The following is a 17,243-nucleotide window of genomic DNA, read 5'->3' on the forward strand; positions in this document are numbered from 1 at the left end:
GAAAACATGACATGGGGGAGAGGGATCTCCCGCTGGCCGGTGATCCGGCAGCTCATGGGAGAGAACGCCAGGGGCGAGGCCGCGCGCTCGGCGCGCACCGACGCGCTGCGGCCTCGCACCGAGGAGGCCGACGGCGTCGCGCGGTCGGTGTGCCCGTACTGCGCGGTCGGCTGCGGCCAGCTGGTCTACGTCAAGGACGGCCGGGTCACCCAGATCGAGGGCGACCCCGACTCGCCCATCTCGCGCGGGCGCCTGTGCCCCAAGGGATCGGCGAGCAAGCAGCTCGTCACCCACCCCGGCAGGCAGACGCGGGTCCTCTACCGGCGGCCGCACGGCACCGACTGGGAGCCGCTCGACCTGGAGACGGCGATGGACATGATCGCCGACCGGGTGGTGCGGACCCGCCGGGAGACCTGGCAGCAGGAGTACGAGGGAAAGACGGTCCGGCGCACCATGGGCATCGCGAGCCTGGGCGGGGCGACGCTGGACAACGAAGAGAACTACCTGATGAAGAAGCTCTACACCGCCCTGGGCGCGATCCAGGTGGAGAACCAGGCCCGTATTTGACACTCCTCCACCGTCCCCGGTCTGGGGGCCAGCTTCGGGCGTGGCGGTGCCACGGACTTCCAGCAGGATCTGGCCGAGTCCGACTGCATCGTCATCCAGGGCTCCAACATGGCCGAATGCCATCCGGTGGGATTCCAGTGGGTGGTCGAGGCGAAGGCTCGCGGGGCGAGGGTGTTCCACGTCGACCCGCGCTTCACCCGCACCAGCGCGATCGCCGACCGCCACCTGCCGATCCGGGCGGGAAGCGACATCGTGCTGCTCGGCGCGCTGATCAACCACGTGCTCGCCAACGAGCTGGACTTCCGCGAGTACGTGCTCGCCTACACCAACGCCTCGGCGATCATCTCCGAGGACTTCCGGGACACCGAGGACCTGGACGGGCTGTTCTCCGGCTTCGACCCGGAGACGCGCGCGTACGACCCGTCGAGCTGGGCGTACGAGGGCAAGGGGGAGGAGGCGGCCGAAGCCGGGGGTGAGCACGGGGAGCAGCTGGAGGGCGGGCCCCGGCACGCCGAGGCGGCGGGCCCGGAGCAGTACGGCTCCGGCGGCGCCGCCGCGCCGTCGAGGCCGCCTGCGGACCCGACGCTGCGCCACCCGCGCTGCGTCTACCAGATCCTGCGGCGGCACTTCGCCCGCTACACCCCGGAGACGGTGGAGGAGCTGTGCGGCATCCCCCGGGAGAGCTTCGCCGAGCTGGCCGAGGCGATCACCGCGAACTCGGGCAGGGAACGCACCACCGCCTGGGCGTACGCGGTCGGCTGGACCCAGCACACCGTGGGCGCCCAGTACATCCGCACGGCCTCGATCCTGCAGCTGCTGCTGGGCAACGTGGGCCGTCCCGGCGGCGGCATCCTGGCGCTGCGCGGCCACGCCAGCATCCAGGGCTCCACCGACATCCCCACCCTGTTCAACATCCTGCCCGGGTACCTGCCGATGCCGCACGCCCACCGGCACGAGGGGCTCGACGACTACCTGGCCAAGGCCGGGGCCGACACCGGCTTCTGGGGCAGGAAGCGCTCCTACGCGGTGAGCCTGCTCAAGGCGTGGTGGGGCGACGCCGCCACCGAGGAGAACGACTTCCGCTTCGACCACCTGCCCCGCCTCACCGGCGACCACGGCCACTTCACGACCGTGATGGGACAGATCGACGGCACCGTCAAGGGCTACTTCGTGGTGGGGGAGAACCCGGCGGTCGGCTCCTCGGGCGGCCGGGCGCAGCGCCTGGGCCTGGCCAACCTCGAATGGCTGGTGGTGCGGGACCTGACGCTGGTGGAGACGGCCACGTTCTGGAAGGACGGCCCCGAGCTCGCCACCGGGGAGACGCGCACCGAGGACATCGCCACCGAGGTGTTCTTCCTGCCCGCCGCGAGCCACGTGGAGAAGGAGGGCACCTTCACCAACACCCAGCGGCTGCTGCAGTGGCGGGAGAAGGCGCTGGAGCCGCCGGGCGACTGCCGCAGCGACCTGTCGTTCTACTACCACCTCGGCAAGCGGATCAGGGAGCGGATGACCGGCGACGAGATCGACAGGCCGGTCCGCGAGCTGACCTGGGACTACCCCGAGGAGGGCGAGCACGCCGAGCCCTCGGCCTCGGCCGTGCTGCGCGAGATCAACGGCACCGGCCCCGACGGGCGGACCCTGTCGGCCTACACCGAGCTCAGGCCCGACGGCTCCACCCGGTGCGGCTGCTGGATCTACTGCGGGGTGTACGCCGACGAGGTCAACCAGGCGGCCCGGCGCAGGCCCGCGAGCGAGCAGAACAGGGTCGCGCCCGAATGGGGCTGGGCCTGGCCCGCGAACCGGCGCATTCTCTACAACCGGGCCTCCGCCGACCCCGAGGGCCGCCCGTGGAGCGAGCGCAAGGCCTACGTGTGGTGGGACCCGGAGAAGGGGGAGTGGACCGGGCTCGACGTGCCGGACTTCGAGAGGGACAAGCCGCCCGGCTACCTGCCGCCCGAGGGCGCCCTGGCCGAGGCCGCGCTGGCCGGGACCGACCCGTTCATCATGCAGCCCGACGGCAAGGGCTGGCTGTTCGCCCCGGCGGGCCTGGCGGACGGGCCGCTGCCCGCCCATTACGAGCCGCACGAGTCGCCGGTCCGCAACACGCTGTACGGGCAGCGGGCCAACCCCGCCCGCCGGACCTACCCGCGCCCCGAGAGCCCCTACAACCCGCCGGGGTCGCCGCGCTTCCCGTACGTGCTCACGACCTACCGGCTCACCGAGCACCACACCGCGGGGAGCATGAGCCGGCCGCTGGCCTACCTCGCCGAGCTGCAGCCCGCGCTGTTCTGCGAGGTGTCGCCGGAGCTCGCCGCCGAGCTGGGGCTGGTCAACGGGGGCTGGGCGACGATCGTGACGTCCCGTTCAGCGATCGAGGCCCGCGTCCTGGTGACCGGGCGGGTGCGCCCGCTGCGCCTGCAGGGCAGGACGATCCACCAGGTCGGCCTCCCCTACCACTGGGGCTGGGGCAGCGGCGGCCTGGTGACCGGCGACGCCGTCAACGACCTGATGCCCCTCGTGCTCGACCCGAACGTCTACATCCAGGAGAGCAAGGCCATGACCTGTGACCTGCGGCCCGGCCGGCGTCCCACGGGCGGGGCGCTGCTCGGCCTGATCGAGGAGTACCGCGATGGCTGAACGGATGGGGTTCTTCACCGACACGAGCATCTGCATCGGGTGCAAGGCCTGCGAGGTCGCCTGCAAGGAGTGGAACGACGTCCCCGACGACGGGTTCGTCTTCCGGGCCACCTCGTACGACAACACGGGCGGCCTGGGGGCCGACACCTGGCGTCACGTGGCCTTCATCGAGCAGTCTGGCGGGCATGGTGACGAGGGTGGGGACGGAGGCGTCGAGGGGTGGCTGATGTCGTCGGACGTGTGCAAGCACTGCACGCACGCCGCCTGCCTGGACGTCTGCCCGACCGGGGCGCTGTTCCGCACCGAGTTCGGCACGGTCGTGGTGCAGGCCGACGTCTGCAACGGCTGCGGCTACTGCGTGCCCGCCTGCCCGTACGGCGTGATCGACCGCAGGGAGCGCGACGGCCGGGCGTTCAAGTGCACGATGTGCTACGACCGCCAGCTCGGCGGGCTGGAACCGGCCTGCGCCAAGGCCTGTCCCACCGACTCCATCCAGTTCGGGCCGCTGGACGAGCTGCGGGCCCGCGCCGGGGAACGGGTGGAACGGCTGCGTGGCGAGGGAAAACCGCGGGCCCGCCTGTACGGGGCCGACCCCGGCGACGGGGTGGGCGGCGACGGGGCCTTCTTCCTGCTGCTCGACGAACCCGAGGTGTACGGCCTGCCGCCCGACCCGGTGGTCACCACCAGGGACCTGCCCGCCATGTGGCGCTGGGCGGCCGGGGCGGCGCTCTCCATGGCCGGGGTGGTCGCGGTGTCCTTCCTGGGCGGGCGGGACTTTTCGGGCGGGCGAGGCTTTTCGGGCGGGCGGGGTTTTTCAGGTGGAGGGAAGAGGTGAGGCGCGGCGAGGAGGCGATGGTGCCGGAGGCCGAGTTCCGTTCCTACTACGGGCAGCCGATCATCAAGGCCCCGATCTGGCACGAACCCCACATGCCGCTCTACCTCTACCTGGGCGGGACGTCCGGTGCCGCGTCGGTGATCTCCGCCGTGGCGACGCTCACCGGGCGTGACCGGCTCGCGCTCACCGCCAGGGTCACCGCGGCCGCCGGTGCCGCGGCCGGTGCCGGTTTCCTGGTCGCCGAGCTCGGCAGGCCGGAGCGGTTCCTCAACATGCTGCGGGTGTTCAAACCCACCTCGCCGATGAGCGTCGGCTCCTGGCTGCTGGCCGCCCACAGTGGCCTGACGGCCCTCTCGGCCGCCTCCGCGCTCGTCACGGCCCGGTCGGAGCGGGCCCGGCCCGTCCCGGGGATCCCTGCCCGGTTCCTTTCACGGGTCCCTGCCCGGTTCCTTTCGCGGATCCCGGCCCGGCCCGTTCCGCCGATCCCCTTCCTCCCGGTGGGGATCACCCGCGTCCTGCCCGCCGCCGGAGACGTGGCCGCGCTGGCGGCGGTGGTGACCGGGCCGCTGATGTCGACCTACACCGCCGTGCTCGTCGCCGACACCGCCGTGCCCGCCTGGCACGAGGCCCACCGCGAGCTGCCGTTCCTTTTCGCCGGGAGCGCGCTGGCCGGGGCGGGAGCCGTGGGCATGCTGGCCACCCCGCGCCGCGAGGCGGGCCCGGCCCGGGCCGTCGCCGTGCTGGGCGCCGCCGTCGAGACGGTCGCGGGCGCGGTGATGGAGCACCGGCTCGGCCTGGTCGGCGAGCCGTACCGGCTGGGCAGGTCGGGCCGCCTGATGCGGGCGGCCCGCGCCCTCACGGTCGGCGGCGCCCTGCTCGCCACGGTCGCCGGGCGTGGCCGTGCCCTCGGCGCGCTGTCCGGCCTCGCGCTCACCGCCGGTGCCCTTCTCACCCGTTTCGGCGTGCTGGCCGCGGGCAAGGCCTCGGCCGCCGACCCGAAGTACACGGTGGTGCCCCAGCGGGAGCGCGTCCGTGCCTCGGCGGGCGAAGGATCCTGAGTGGCCGTGTCCTCTCCGGAGGTTGCCGCGCCGCGAGGAGGTTGCCGCCCTGTGAGGAGGTTGCCGCACCACGAGTAGCCCGAGGCGGCGGGGCCGCTCGCGCCGATGCCGCCGCACGACGCCCGTGGCGCCACCCGGCTCGACGCGGCGGAGGAGCCGGGCCGGATCCGGCCCGCGGGCCACGCCCGGAAGCGTGGCGCCGGGGTCCGGTCAGGTCGGGACGGTGGCCAGGCCGCGGCGCGCGATCAGCTCGCCGAGCGCCCGCCGGGCGCGGTCGACCTCCGCCTGGGCCGCGCGCTCCCTCTCCTTGGCCTGCCGGTAGGCGGTGTGGGTGTCCTCGCACGCCTCCGCGTCCTCGAAGAGTCCCGCCTCACGCAGTTTCCGTACCATCTCCGTGTGCGCGACGTCCTCCGTGCGCTCGGCGGCGTCGCGGACCGCGGCGGTCTCCCCGGCTATCCAGGCCAGGTTCGTGTAGTACGGCGCGTCCTTGATCCGGTTGATCTCCGCCTCGACGCGCTCCGCCTCCCGCGGCTCGGGGACGGGCTCGCCCAGGTCACGGAGCACGGACGTGGCGAGATCGGTGAAGAAGGCGGCGCGGTTCGCGTCGAGGAACTGGACCGAGAACCGGTCCCGGTGGGCCGCGTGGCTCCGTTCACGGATCTCCGCACCCAGCTCGGCCAGCGCGTCCCCGAGCGCGTCGTCGCTCAGTGCCGGGTCCGTGACCAGGGGGATGATCCTCTCCCGGTCGGCGGGCGTGGCACCCGGATCGCTGCCGAGGCTCGCCGCCCGCCCGACCTGGTGAAGGCGCCGCTCCGGCTCGGAGGGGCGGGGCTCCACGTCCGGCAGGTACCGCCGTGCCTGCTCCATCAACCGGTAGATCGCCGACGACGACTCCTCCGTCAGGACCTCCTCCAGCTCCCGCTGTATCCGGTCGATCTCCGGCGTCGTGTCCACCCGTGACAGCGCCTCGTACACATCCGCGCCCGCGATGAGGGCCTGATCGAGGAAGTAGGCCTGTGCCTCGTCTCCCACCGCCATCGCGTGCAGTTCGACCGGTTGCGCCAGGTAGGACTCCCGGTCACCGTCGTCGCCGTTCAGGTACGCGGCGAAGTTGCTCCTGAACGCCCCGGCCTGCCTCTCCCTGGGGTCACCGGCCAGCTGTCCCGCGTCCAGCATGTCGACCAGGCTGTACTGGTAGTTGTGCGTGCCCTCGTGCAGCACGGTGTTCATCGCTTCGTGGAACTCCTCCCAGCCGGGCGCCCTCGTGATGAGTTCGAGCACTCTTCCGGCCTCGAAGTACTGGCCCATGCTGTTGCCGGGGATGGGCTCCGGCCCGTCCCCCAGGAGCTCCACCCCGGGCATCCGGTCCGGGCTCATCCCCAGCACCTGGCACTGGATTTCGAGGATCGAGCGGACGATGTCCCCGCGCTCCTTCGTCGAGGCGTTCCGCCAGCGGCGCGGCGCGTCCGGCAACCGCTCGGCGATCGTTTCCAGGACCCGCAGCTGCGCGCTCCCGTCGTGTCGCTCGAAGCCGGGGTCGAGCGTCTTCATGTTCCGGTAGAGACTGCCCAGCTGCGGCGAGTACCGGCCGACGGGATCGGGTCCCGACGCCATCGAGCTCAGCAGGGAGAACTTCTGGTCGAGGGACAGGGCGTCCAACCCCTCCCCACGGCCGATGAGGTCGGCCGCCCGCGCCTGCGGGTCGGGCGTCCGGATCCCGTCCGGACGGGGCGTGGCGCCGGGATCCACCTCCTCCGGGGGGATCTGGGGCGGCGGGTGCAGCTTCTCGCGCTTGGTCGCCCGCAGGGCGGGAGCCGACTGCGATCTCGGCCTTCCGGGGGTGGTCATCGCGGGTCCTCGCTCCTCGCGTTCGTGACGCGCGCGACCGCGCGTACCGCCTCCGCCTGCGACTGTGCCAGTACCTCGGCCCTGGCCGCCCGGGCGGCGCGGGCCGTCGCGGCGAGGTACGCGACGGACCCGTGGACGAGCTCCGCGTACGCGTGCGCGGCCCGGGCCGCGGCGGTCGCGGCGTCGCGGAACAGCTGCGCCTCGGTCGACACGTCCGTCGCCTCCGCCGCGATCGCGGCGGCCTCGGTGTGGGTGATGATGGTGCGGGTGGCCGCGGCGCCGGCCAGCGCCGCGGCCTGCTTCGCGCCGTCGACGAGCTCGGCGGCCGAAGCCGCCTGGGCCCGCGCGGCCGCGACCGCCGACTGGACGCCCTCGTCCGTGACCCCCTGGCCAAGGTCTCGCGCGCGGTCCGCCGCCGTGGCAGCGTCCTCGGCGGCGGCGCGCGCCGCCTCGACGGCCTCGCCCGCGAGACCGCTCTGCTGAGCCGCGACCAGTCTGAGCCGCTGGAAGGCGGCTCCCTCGGCACCGCGGGTCTGGGTGATGAAATTTCGCCTGAACGGGCCTATCTGCTGGTTGAGGCCGATCAGGTCACGGACCGGCTTGAGTTCCTCCTCCGTGAAGTCGGGCCGCTCGCCGATCCACTGCAGGATCTCGGCCTTGAGATAGTCAACGGAGTTCTTCGCCGCCAGGTACCGGTCGACGACGTCCATCGCGATGACCATGGGGGTCGCGACCTCGCCCCCGAGCGCCGTACCGAACCAGCGCAGCGTCGCCTCGGGCGGACGGGGGGAGGCGACGAGCGCCGCCTCGAAGAGAGCCCGTCCTTCCTTCTGGAGGGCGCCCGTGAACGTGTACCTGGCCTCCAGCCCGGCCTTCATCGCCTGCCGTTCCACGGGCTGGTTCAGGTACGCCAGGCGGTCGCCGCCGCCGGGCCGGGTGCGCACGTACCCGCGGCCGAGGTTGACCGCGAACAGCTGGGCCTGCAGGTACCGCGGGTCCGCCGGGTCGAGCCGGCCGGCCCGCAGCTCACCTGTCAGCCAGCCCTGGTAGTTGTGCGTGTTCTCGTGCACGAGGGTCTCGATGACCAGCGGGAACGACTCCCACATCGGGGTCCGGGTGTTCATCTCGATCGTCAGGCGGGATTCGACGAACGCCCCCAGCTCGGTCACGGAAAGCTCACCGTCACCGACGTCGACGGGACGCTCTTCGAGCACGAGCCGGGGCAGGCGGCCCGGGATCCCCAGCCGCTCGCAGTGGAGCCGCACCGCCTCGTTCAGGACGCCGGCGCGTTCCTGCGCCGACATCCCCGGCCATCGGCGGGTGACGCCGGAGAACTTCGCCACCAGGGCGGCGAGCGCCTGGGCGCGCAGCGGGTCGTCGACCTTCTCGAACTCCGGGTCGAGCGGCGTGTCCTGCAGGATTCGTACCCGCGCGGCGTGCACGGCGTCGGACACGGGAGGACCACCGCCGAGCAGGTCCCTGAGCAGGCCGAGCCGCCCGGCGAGCGTCGGTTTCCCCTCCCGCCGTACCTCGGCGACGGCGGCCTCCCGCCGGGCCGGCGCCTCGGCGGCGTGCTTCTTCAGCAGCGTTATGATCATCTGGGCGTCCTGGACGCTCACCGCCGACTTCATGAACTCTGCGACGGGCGGGATCTCCAGCGGCCGATCGGACAGCAGCGCCGGGAGCAACTCGGCCAGTTCGAGCATCGTGAAGTACTGATTCGCTTCCGAGAGCCAGCTCCGGTAGCCGTCGGAAGCGGGGCCGGGGGGCTTGCGGAACCTCGCCGCCTGCCCGGGGAAGGCCGTCTCCGGGGAGACGAGCCTGTCCTCCTCCAGCGCCTGCGCGAGGTCCCACAGCATCGAGGGCAGTGACAGGGCGAGGGTGACGTCACGCGGGACGTCCTGGGAGGGGGCGGGCAGGTCGCGCAGGTCGCGCCTCGACCTGCTCCGGTCCGGCGCGATCGAGGAAACGTCGTCCGCGCCGTCCGCGCCATCCGTGTGGCCGTCCGCGCCGCCGTCCGCCCTCGTCGCGCCGTCCACTCCGCTCGCGCCGTCCACTCCGTCCGCACGGGGTGACGGCGCGTGCGGGTGTACGGCCGGTTCCTTGCCGGGAGGCGGCGGGGCGAGGGGGCGTGGCGAGGGTGCCCGGGGATTCTGCTTCATTCGGCCTCATGTGTGACGTGGAACGTTCCCTGATCATCCGCCCTCAAGATAGGTGACACCCGACATGCCGTACAGACCCGTTGTCGGTGGCTCGTCCACGTCGTTGCCGGGTCCGGTGAGAGGCCCCGCACGACGCCGCGGCCGACCACTACGGTGACATCTCCGGGGGACGCGTTCACCTGGCACGAGGCGGCACCCCGGGGCCGGGGCCGGACGGGTCAGCGCAGCCGTAGAGTCGGGCCCTCGTGGGGGACGAGTTCGCCGACGACCGGCGCGCCGGGGATCTCGCCCGCCACGAGCAGGCCGCCGGAGGTCTGGGCGTCGGCGAGCAGCAGCAGGTCCTCCTCGCCGAAACGGCCCGGGTCCAGGTGCGGCTTCACCCACCCCAGGTTGCGGCGGGTGCCGCCGCTGACGTACCCGTCCCGCACGGCCTCGCGGGCCCCGGCCAGGTACGGTACGGCCGCCACGTCGACGACCGCCGTGACGCCGCTCGCCCTGGCAAGCTTGTAGAGGTGGCCGAGCAGGCCGAACCCGGTCACGTCCGTGGCGCACCCGGCACCCGCCGCCAGCGCGGCCCGGGAGGCGTCGCGGTTCAGCGTGGTCATCGCGGCCACCGCCTGCGGGAAGACCTCGCCGGTCGCCTTGTGCCGGGTGTTGAGTACGCCGACGCCGAGCGGCTTGGTCAGGGAGAGCGGCAGGCCCGCCCGGCCGCCGTCGATGCGCAGCAGGCGCCTGGGATCGGCGAGTCCGGTGACGGCCATCCCGTACTTCGGCTCCGGGTCGTCGACGCTGTGACCGCCCGCGACGTGGCAGCCCGCCGCCCGCGCCACCTCCAGGCCGCCGCGCAGCACCTCCCCGGCGAGCTCCATCGGCAGCACGTCCCGGGGCCAGCCGAGCAGGTTGACGGCCACCAAGGGCTCGCCGCCCACCGCGTACACGTCCGACAGGGCGTTGGCCGCCGCGATCCGTCCCCAGTCGTAGGGGTCGTCCACCACGGGGGTGAAGAAGTCGGCGGTGGCCACGATCGCCCGGCCGCCCGCGACACGGACCACGGCGGCGTCGTCGCCGTCGTCCAGCCCGATGATCAGCTCGCCGTTGAAGCGCGGGCGCTCGCCGGGCTCACGAGGGCCGCCTGGCTCGCGAAGCCCGCCTGGCTCACGAGGGCTGCCTGATCCGCGAAGCCCGCCTGGCTCGCGAAGCACGCCGGGGGAGCCGGGGTCGCGAGGGCCGCCGCCGGGTCCGTGGGGTTCCCCAGGGCCGCGGGGTCCGCCGGGGTCGTGGAGTGCTTCGGCGCCGCGAGGCCCGCTGGGGGCGTCCGCGTCCCTCAGCAGTCCCGCGACGACGGCCTCCAGCTCGCCGGGTGGGATCTTGCAGGCGCAGCCGCCCCCGTGCGCGTACTGGGTCAGCCGCACGGTGCCACGCTCCGGGAGAGAGGCGCCCCGCTCCGCGGTGGTCTCCGTCATACCGCGTCCTCCCTGGTAGATCCTGGTGAGTCCTGATCAGGTCCTGGCCGGATCCGCACGCCGTCGTCCGGCATGCCGTCCCCGTTGCCCGTACCCGCTCGCGGGTAATGTTCTCCCCTGGAGGTGTATGGGCACCTGGTGGTCCCCGCGGTCTTCAAAATCGTCGAGGCCGAGGTCCTCGGCCTGGCGGGTTCGATTCCCGTCCGCCTCCGCTTATGTTCGGAGAGTGGACCCACGCAGGCTCGTGCCTCGCACCGACGCCGTCCTCGCCGACCCACGGCTGGTCGCGGCGGCCGGGAGGCTCGGGCGGGCGGTGGTCAAGGACGCCGTCGTACGGGCACAGCGGCGCGCGCGGCAGGGCGGGCTCGACCCCGGGGAGGTCGCGGACGCGGCCGTGGCGGAGCTCCCGCCGTACCCGGCGAGCCTGCGGCCGGTGATCAACATGACCGGGGTGCTGGTCCACACGAACCTGGGCCGCGCGCCCCTGTCGGCCGCGGCGGTGGAGGCGACGGCCGCGGCGGCGGGCTACGCCGACGTGGAGTTCGACCTGGCCACCGGGGCCCGCGCCCGCCGGGGGCGGGGCGCGCTGGACGCGCTCGCCCGGGCCGTGCCCGCCGCGGAGGACGCGCACGTGGTCAACAACAACGCCGCCGCGCTCGTGCTCGTGGCCACCGCGCTCGCCGCCGGGCGGGAGATCGTGATCAGCCGCGGCGAGCTGGTGGAGATCGGCGACGGGTTCCGGATCCCCGACCTGCTCGTCTCCACCGGCGCCAGGCTGCGCGAGGTGGGCACCACCAACCGCACCTCCTACGCCGACTACCGGGCGGCCGTGGGGGCGGAGACGGGGTTCGTCCTCAAGGTCCACCCGTCGAACTTCCGGATCGAGGGCTTCACCGGCTCGGTCGAGGCGGCCGAGCTGGCCGGGCTCGGCGTGCCGGTGGTGTCCGACGTCGGCTCCGGCCTGCTCGCGCCGGAGCCGCTGCTGCCCGGCGAGCCCGACGCGGCGAGCGCCCTGGAGGCCGGGGCGGACCTGGTCACCGCGAGCGGCGACAAGCTGCTCGGCGGCCCGCAGGCCGGGCTGCTGCTGGGCCGCCGCGACCTGGTCGAGCGGTGCAGGAGGCACCCGCTGGCCCGCGCGCTCCGGGTGGACAAGCTGGCGCTGGCCGCGCTGGAGGCCACCCTGCGCGGTCCCGCCACCCCCGTCCACCAGGCCCTGCGCGCCGACGCCGCGCTGCTCGGCGAGCGCGCCGCCGCGCTCGCGGACCGGCTGGCCGTGGCCGGGGTCGACGCGAGGGCCGTACCGAGCGAGGCGGCGGTGGGCGGCGGCGGGGCGCCGGGCGTGACGCTGCCGAGTGCCGCGATCAGCCTGCCCGAGCGGTTCGCCGTGCCGCTGCGGACCGGGGAGCCCCCGGTCGTCGGCCACGTGGAGGGCGGCCGCCTCCTGCTCGACCTGCGCGCCGTGCCCGCCGACCGGGACGGGGACGTGCTGAGAGCCGTTCTCGGGGTGGGCGGCCGACATGTGTGATCGTCGAAGCGGGCGGCCGACGCGGGTGGGTGGCTGATGCACGTCGTGGCCACGGCGGGCCATGTCGATCACGGCAAGTCCACCCTGGTACGGGCGCTCACCGGGATGGAGCCCGACCGGCTGGCCGAGGAACGGCGGCGCGGGCTGACGATCGAGCTCGGATACGCCTGGACGGAGCTGCCCTCGGGGGAGCGGCTGGCCTTCGTCGACGTACCCGGCCACGAGCGCTTCCTCGCCACCATGCTGGCCGGGGCCGGCCCCGCGCCCGCCGTCATGTTCGTGGTGGCGGCCGACGAGGGGTGGATGCCGCAGTCGGAGGAGCACCTGGTCGCGCTGGAGGCCCTCGGGGTGCGGCACGGCCTGCTCGTGGTGACCCGCGCCGATCTCGCCGACCCGGCCCCGGCCGCCGGGCGGGCCCGGGCCAGGCTGGCGGCGGGCGGTCTGGGCGGGGCCGAGACGCTGGCCGTGAGCGGGCGCACCGGGCAGGGCCTCGACGAGCTGCGGCGGGCACTGGACCGGCTGGTGGCCGCGCTGCCCGTACCCGACCCCGGTGCGCCGGTGCGGCTGTGGATCGACCGGGCCTTCACCGTACGGGGCAGCGGGACGGTCGTGACCGGGACCCTGCCCGCGGGGACGATCACGGCGGGGGACGGGCTGGATCTCGATGACGTGCCCGTGCGGGTACGGGCGCTGGAGTGCCTGAAGGAGCCGGTGACCTCGGTGACCGGAGTGGCCAGGGTCGCGCTCAACCTGCGCGGCCAGGGCGCCGCCGGGCGCGGCCTGGCCCTGGTCACCCCGGGCGGGTGGACGTTCACCGACCTGGTCGACGTGCGCCTGAGCCCGGCCGGACCCGGTCCCGGTGGCCCGTGGTGGCCCGGTGGGTCCGGGACGGACGGCTCCGGTGGTTCGGAGGGCGGTGGCCCGTGGTGGCCCGGTAGGTCCGGGGCGGACGGTTCCGATGGTTCGGAGGGCGATGGCCCGGGGTGGCCCGGCGGGCGGACCGGGCCGGATGGCCGGGCCGGGCCGGGTGGGTGCCGGAGGCGGAACCTCCCGTCGCCCGGCGGCACGGGGCCCGCCGGTGACTGGGAGGCCGGAGACTGGGAGGCCGGTGACCTGCCGGGGCGGCTGACCGCGCACATCGGCTCCGCGGCGGTGGTGTGCGCGGTGCGGCCCCTCGGCGGGCGGATCGCCCGGCTGCGCCTGGCCGGGCGGCTCCCCCTGCACGCGGGCGACGTGCTGCTGCTGCGCGACCCCGGGCGTGCCCGGGGCGGGGTGCGGGTCCTCGCGCGGGCGCGCGTGCTCGACCCGCGCCCGCCGGGGCTGCGCCGCCGGGGCGCGGCGCGGGAGCGGGCGGCCGAGCTGGCGGCGGCCCCGCCGGACGCGGCCTCCCTGCTGCGGACCCACCTCCTGCTGCGTACCGCCGACCTGGTGGCCATGGGGTGTGTCCCGGGAAGGCCGGTGTGCGGCGACTGGCAGGCCGATCCGGCGCACTGGTCGAGGCTGGGGGAGCGTCTCCCCGAGGTGGTGCGGCGCCACGCCTCGGCGCACCCGCTGGAGCCCGGCCTGCCGGTGGAGGCGGCCCGTCACGAGCTCGCCCTGCCCGAGCGGCGGCTCGTCGAGGCGCTCGTACGACCGCCGCTCGCCCTCGACGCCGGGCGGATCGTGAGCGGCCCCGGCGGACGCGCGGCGCTGCCCGCGCCGCTCGTCCGGGCCGTCGGGCGGCTCGGCGCCGAGCTGTCCGCGCACCCCTTCCTGGCGCCGGAGGCGGGCAGGCTGGCCGAGCTGGGGCTGGGGCCCCGCGAGCTGGCGGCGGCCGTACGGGCGGGGGCGCTGCTCCGGGTGGCCGAGGGGATCGTGCTGCTGCCCGGCGCGGACCTCCTGGCCGGGCGGCTGCTCGCCCGGCTGCCGCAGCCGTTCACGGTCAGCCAGGCCAGGCAGGCCCTCGGCACCAGCCGCAGGGTCGCGGTGCCGCTCCTGGAACACCTCGACCGCAGGGGGATCACCCAGCGGGTCGACCAGGTCCACCGCCGCTGCCCGGCCGCCGCCGGGCGCGGATCGTCCCCGCCGCCACGCTGACCGCCCGGCCGGAGAGGTACGGCTCCCCGATATCGCCGTGACCAGCGGGTATATGGTGAAAAAAGGTGAAAAATCATCTTCGGTTCGGAGTTGGTGGTCACGATCCCCCTCACGTCCTCGCGGGCGACGACCGGCTGCTCCGTCGGCATCGCGCGGAAGGGCACCACGAGGAGACAGGAGGCCGTCATGCCGAGCAACAGAGTCGTCACGTACGAGGGCCAGGGCAAGGTGGAGGTCCGGGAGACCGACTATCCCGGGTTCGAGCTCAGGGAGGGCCCCGGGGTGCCCCCGGCGAACGTGGGCCGCAAGGTGCCGCACGGCGCGATCCTCAAGACCGTCGCGACCAACATCTGCGGCAGCGACCAGCACATGGTCCGTGGCCGCACCACCGCGCCCGTCGGCCTCGTCCTCGGCCACGAGATCACCGGCGAGGTCGTCGAGACCGGCCCGGACGTGGAGTTCACGAAGGTGGGCGACCTCGTCTCGGTGCCCTTCAACATCGCCTGCGGGCGCTGCCGCAACTGCAAGGAGGGCAAGACCGGGATCTGCGAGAACGTCAACCCCGACCGGCCGGGCGCGGCGTACGGCTACGTCGACATGGGCGGCTGGGTCGGCGGGCAGGCGCAGTACGTCCTGGTGCCCTACGCCGACTGGAACCTGCTGAAGTTCCCCGACAGGGACCAGGCGATGGAGAAGATCCTCGACCTGGCCATGCTCACCGACATCTTCCCCACCGGCTTCCACGGCTGCGTCACCGCCGGGGTGAGGCCCGGCTCGACCGTCTACATCGCGGGCGCGGGCCCGGTCGGGCTCGCGGCGGGCGTCTCGGCCTTCCTCCTCGGGGCGGCCGTGGTCATCGTCGGCGACCTGAACAAGGAACGCCTGGAGCAGGCCCGCAGCTTCGGCTGCGAGACCGTCGACGTGTCGCGGGGTGAGCCGAGGGACCAGATCGAGCAGATCCTCGGCGAGCCCGAGGTCGACTGCGGCGTCGACGCCGTGGGCTTCGAGGCGCGCGGCCACGGCGGCGACTCGGCGAGGGAACAGCCCGCCACGGTGCTCAACTCGCTCATGGAGGTCACCCGCGCCGGCGGCGCGCTCGGCATCCCGGGCCTGTACGTGACCGGCGACCCGGGCGCCCACGACGAGGCGGCGCGGCGGGGGGCGCTGTCCATCCGGCTCGGCCTCGGCTGGGCCAAGTCACTGTCCTTCGGCACGGGCCAGTGCCCCGTAATGCGCTACAACCGCTACCTGATGCAGGCGATCCTGAACGACAGGGTGCAGATCGCCAAGGCGGTCAACGCCGTGACGATCCCGTTGAACCAGGCGCCCCAGGGGTACGCGGACTTCGACCAGGGCGCCGCGTCCAAGTTCGTGCTCGACCCGAACGGCGTGCTCGGCACGACCGGCTGACCCGGAGCCCGCACCGTGGCGGGAGCCGTACCGGGGGCGGTAAGGAGCCCTGACGCGCGCCCGTGGCGGAGACCCCCGACCGTGGTCGCGCGGCGGGGAACCGTGCGGGGCGACGGAGAACCGCGCGGGCCCGTACCAGGAGCCGCTACCAGAGCAGGCGCGGGTCGTTGCCCGCGCACGCGGTGACGGGCGGCTCCTCGGCGAACTCCAGGTCGGGAGGCGGTCGCCGGAACATGCGGGTGAGGCAGGCGAGATAGATCACGCCCAGGCCGAGCCAGATCAGGCCGAGGGTGACGGCGTGCGCGTCGAGGCGGCTCAGCAGCCACAGGTTGACCCCCGCCCCGATCACCGGGGCCAGGACGTACGGCACCACCCCCGGCGCCCGGCCCGCGCGGCGCTCCCTGACGTAGTGGGCGATCACGCTGAGGTTGACGAAGGTGAAGGTGGTGAAGGCGCCGAAGTTGATGAACGACGTGGAGGTGGTCATGTCCAGCCACAGCGCGACCAGGCCCGCGGCGCCGGTGATCACCAGGCCGAACACCGGCGTGCGGCACACGGGGTGCAGGTAGCCGAACACCTTGCGGGGCAGCACCCCGTCGCGCCCCATCGCGTACAGCAGCCGCGAGGTGCCGGCCTGCGCGGCGAGGCCGGAGGCGAACTGGGCGACGACCAGGCCGGCCAGGAAGACCGCGCCGAACAGGCTGCCGCCGATCAGTTTGGCGATGTCGAAGGCGGCCGAGGAGGAGTTCTCGAAGAAGCCGCCGGGATGCACGAGCTGCGTGAAGTACGCGACCACGACGAAGATCAGGCCACCGGCGAGCGCGGTCAGCAGGATCGCCCGGGGGATCGTCCTGCCCGGCTCGACGGTCTCCTCCGCGAGGGTGGTGACGGCGTCGAAGCCGAGGAGGGCGTAGGCGGCGATGGCGGCGCCCGCCGCGACGCTGGAGATCGTGGTGGCCCGGTTGTCGAACGGCGCCAGGTCGAACAGCGAGGCGGGTCCCCACGAACCGGCCACGTAGCCGATCGACAGCAGCACGAAGAAGAGCAGCACCGCGATCTGGAAGGTCATCAGCAGGATGTTCACCCGGGCCGCGATCTTGATGCCCATCAGGTTGAGCGCGGTCGTCACGACGATGAACAGGACGATCCACACCCACGAGGTGACCTCGGGGAACTGCGCCGACAGGTAGGCGCCGCCGATCAGCCAGATGACCATGGGCAGGAAGAAGTAGTCGAGCAGCACCGCCCAGCCCACCAGGAAGCCCGCCCGCGCGTCGATGGCCCGCCGCACGTAGGTGTAGGCCGACCCGGCGATCGGGTAGATCGCGGCCATCTTGCCGTAGCTGAAGGCCGTGAACAGCATGGCCACCAGCGCGAGCGCGTACGCGGCGGCGGTCGTGCCCCCGGTGGTCTCGGACACGACGCCGAAGATGCCCAGGACGATCAGCGGCGTCAGGTAGGCCAGGCCGAACGTCACGACCTCGCCGAGCGTCAGGGCGCGCCTCAGGACTGGTCCGTCGGATGACATGGCGAGGCTCTTCCCGAAGAGTCACCCTCCGCCGGGATCCGGCGGGAGGGGGCGATCCGTCCCTGGTGGAGGGGGAGGTCTGTCGGCCCGCCGGCCTCGGTGAACCGGTTCCACACGCGGTCGAAGCCGAGGCG

Annotated in this window: 10 protein-coding genes and 1 tRNA gene; 7 read left to right on the forward strand and 4 right to left on the reverse strand. The window is 73.8% G+C overall.

Features of this window, described 5'->3' with window-relative positions:
- The first annotated feature begins 6 nt into the window (after positions 1-6).
- Genes fdh through nrfD form a run of 3 tightly spaced genes read left to right on the forward strand, consistent with a single transcriptional unit; the run spans position 7 to position 5,097 of the window.
- Positions 7-3,204 (forward strand): formate dehydrogenase, encoded by a 3,198-nt coding sequence (fdh, locus tag ACFYWM_RS38765; RefSeq protein WP_389924922.1) that lies wholly within the window; start codon positions 7-9, stop codon positions 3,202-3,204.
- Entirely contained in the window at positions 3,197-4,039 is an 843-nt protein-coding gene (locus ACFYWM_RS38770; RefSeq protein WP_389924925.1) for a 4Fe-4S dicluster domain-containing protein, read from the forward strand. The genes fdh and ACFYWM_RS38770 overlap by 8 nt, the downstream gene beginning before the upstream one ends.
- Positions 4,036-5,097 carry an NrfD/PsrC family molybdoenzyme membrane anchor subunit gene (nrfD, locus tag ACFYWM_RS38775; RefSeq protein ID WP_389924928.1) on the forward strand — a complete coding sequence of 354 codons (1,062 nt, stop codon included), beginning with the start codon at positions 4,036-4,038 and terminating at the stop codon, positions 5,095-5,097. The genes ACFYWM_RS38770 and nrfD overlap by 4 nt, the downstream gene beginning before the upstream one ends.
- A gap of 210 nt (positions 5,098-5,307) precedes the next feature.
- On the opposite strand, the gene ACFYWM_RS38780 is transcribed toward nrfD, so the two are convergent.
- From ACFYWM_RS38780 to selD, 3 genes are all read right to left on the reverse strand, one after another.
- Positions 5,308-6,945 carry a hypothetical protein gene (locus tag ACFYWM_RS38780; protein ID WP_389924932.1) on the reverse strand — a complete coding sequence of 546 codons (1,638 nt, stop codon included), beginning with the start codon at positions 6,943-6,945 and terminating at the stop codon, positions 5,308-5,310.
- Complete coding sequence (locus ACFYWM_RS38785; protein WP_389924935.1) at positions 6,942-9,107, reverse strand: hypothetical protein; 2,166 nt, start codon at positions 9,105-9,107, stop codon at positions 6,942-6,944. The genes ACFYWM_RS38780 and ACFYWM_RS38785 overlap by 4 nt, the downstream gene beginning before the upstream one ends.
- Positions 9,108-9,325: 218 nt before the next feature.
- Complete coding sequence (gene selD / locus ACFYWM_RS38790) at positions 9,326-10,570, reverse strand: selenide, water dikinase SelD (RefSeq protein WP_389924938.1); 1,245 nt, start codon at positions 10,568-10,570, stop codon at positions 9,326-9,328.
- Positions 10,571-10,689: 119 nt separating this feature from the next.
- Here selD and ACFYWM_RS38795 point away from each other — a divergent pair.
- From ACFYWM_RS38795 to fdhA, 4 genes are all read left to right on the forward strand, one after another.
- Positions 10,690-10,783: transfer RNA gene (locus ACFYWM_RS38795), tRNA-Sec, on the forward strand.
- 13 nt (positions 10,784-10,796) lie between these two features.
- Positions 10,797-12,095 carry an L-seryl-tRNA(Sec) selenium transferase gene (gene selA, locus ACFYWM_RS38800; protein WP_389924941.1) on the forward strand — a complete coding sequence of 433 codons (1,299 nt, stop codon included), beginning with the start codon at positions 10,797-10,799 and terminating at the stop codon, positions 12,093-12,095.
- 36 nt (positions 12,096-12,131) lie between these two features.
- Positions 12,132-14,171 (forward strand): SelB C-terminal domain-containing protein, encoded by a 2,040-nt coding sequence (locus ACFYWM_RS38805; protein ID WP_389924944.1) that lies wholly within the window; start codon positions 12,132-12,134, stop codon positions 14,169-14,171.
- 186 nt (positions 14,172-14,357) lie between these two features.
- Entirely contained in the window at positions 14,358-15,581 is a 1,224-nt protein-coding gene (fdhA, locus tag ACFYWM_RS38810) for a formaldehyde dehydrogenase, glutathione-independent (protein WP_389924947.1), read from the forward strand.
- Between the two features lie 145 nt (positions 15,582-15,726).
- Here fdhA and ACFYWM_RS38815 read toward each other — a convergent pair whose 3' ends face one another.
- On the reverse strand, positions 15,727-17,109 hold the full coding sequence (locus ACFYWM_RS38815; RefSeq protein ID WP_389924950.1) for an APC family permease: 1,383 nt from the start codon (positions 17,107-17,109) through the stop codon (positions 15,727-15,729).
- Positions 17,110-17,243 lie beyond the last annotated feature (134 nt).

Origin of the sequence: Streptosporangium sp. NPDC002721, from assembly GCF_042888905.1 — a bacterium.
Classification (GTDB): Bacteria; Actinomycetota; Actinomycetes; order Streptosporangiales; family Streptosporangiaceae; genus Streptosporangium.

Bases quoted from the DNA above. Each gene is read 5' to 3' on its own strand.
- ACFYWM_RS38770 (WP_389924925.1), top strand. From the start codon at position 3,197: ATGGCTGAACGGATGGGGTTCTTCACCGACACGAGCATCTGCATCGGG.
- ACFYWM_RS38780 (WP_389924932.1), bottom strand. From the start codon at position 6,945: ATGACCACCCCCGGAAGGCCGAGATCGCAGTCGGCTCCCGCCCTGCGG.
- ACFYWM_RS38785 (WP_389924935.1), bottom strand. From the start codon at position 9,107: ATGAAGCAGAATCCCCGGGCACCCTCGCCACGCCCCCTCGCCCCGCCG.
- selD (WP_389924938.1), bottom strand. From the start codon at position 10,570: ATGACGGAGACCACCGCGGAGCGGGGCGCCTCTCTCCCGGAGCGTGGC.
- ACFYWM_RS38805 (WP_389924944.1), top strand. From the start codon at position 12,132: ATGCACGTCGTGGCCACGGCGGGCCATGTCGATCACGGCAAGTCCACC.
- fdhA (WP_389924947.1), top strand. From the start codon at position 14,358: ATGCCGAGCAACAGAGTCGTCACGTACGAGGGCCAGGGCAAGGTGGAG.
- ACFYWM_RS38815 (WP_389924950.1), bottom strand. From the start codon at position 17,109: ATGTCATCCGACGGACCAGTCCTGAGGCGCGCCCTGACGCTCGGCGAG.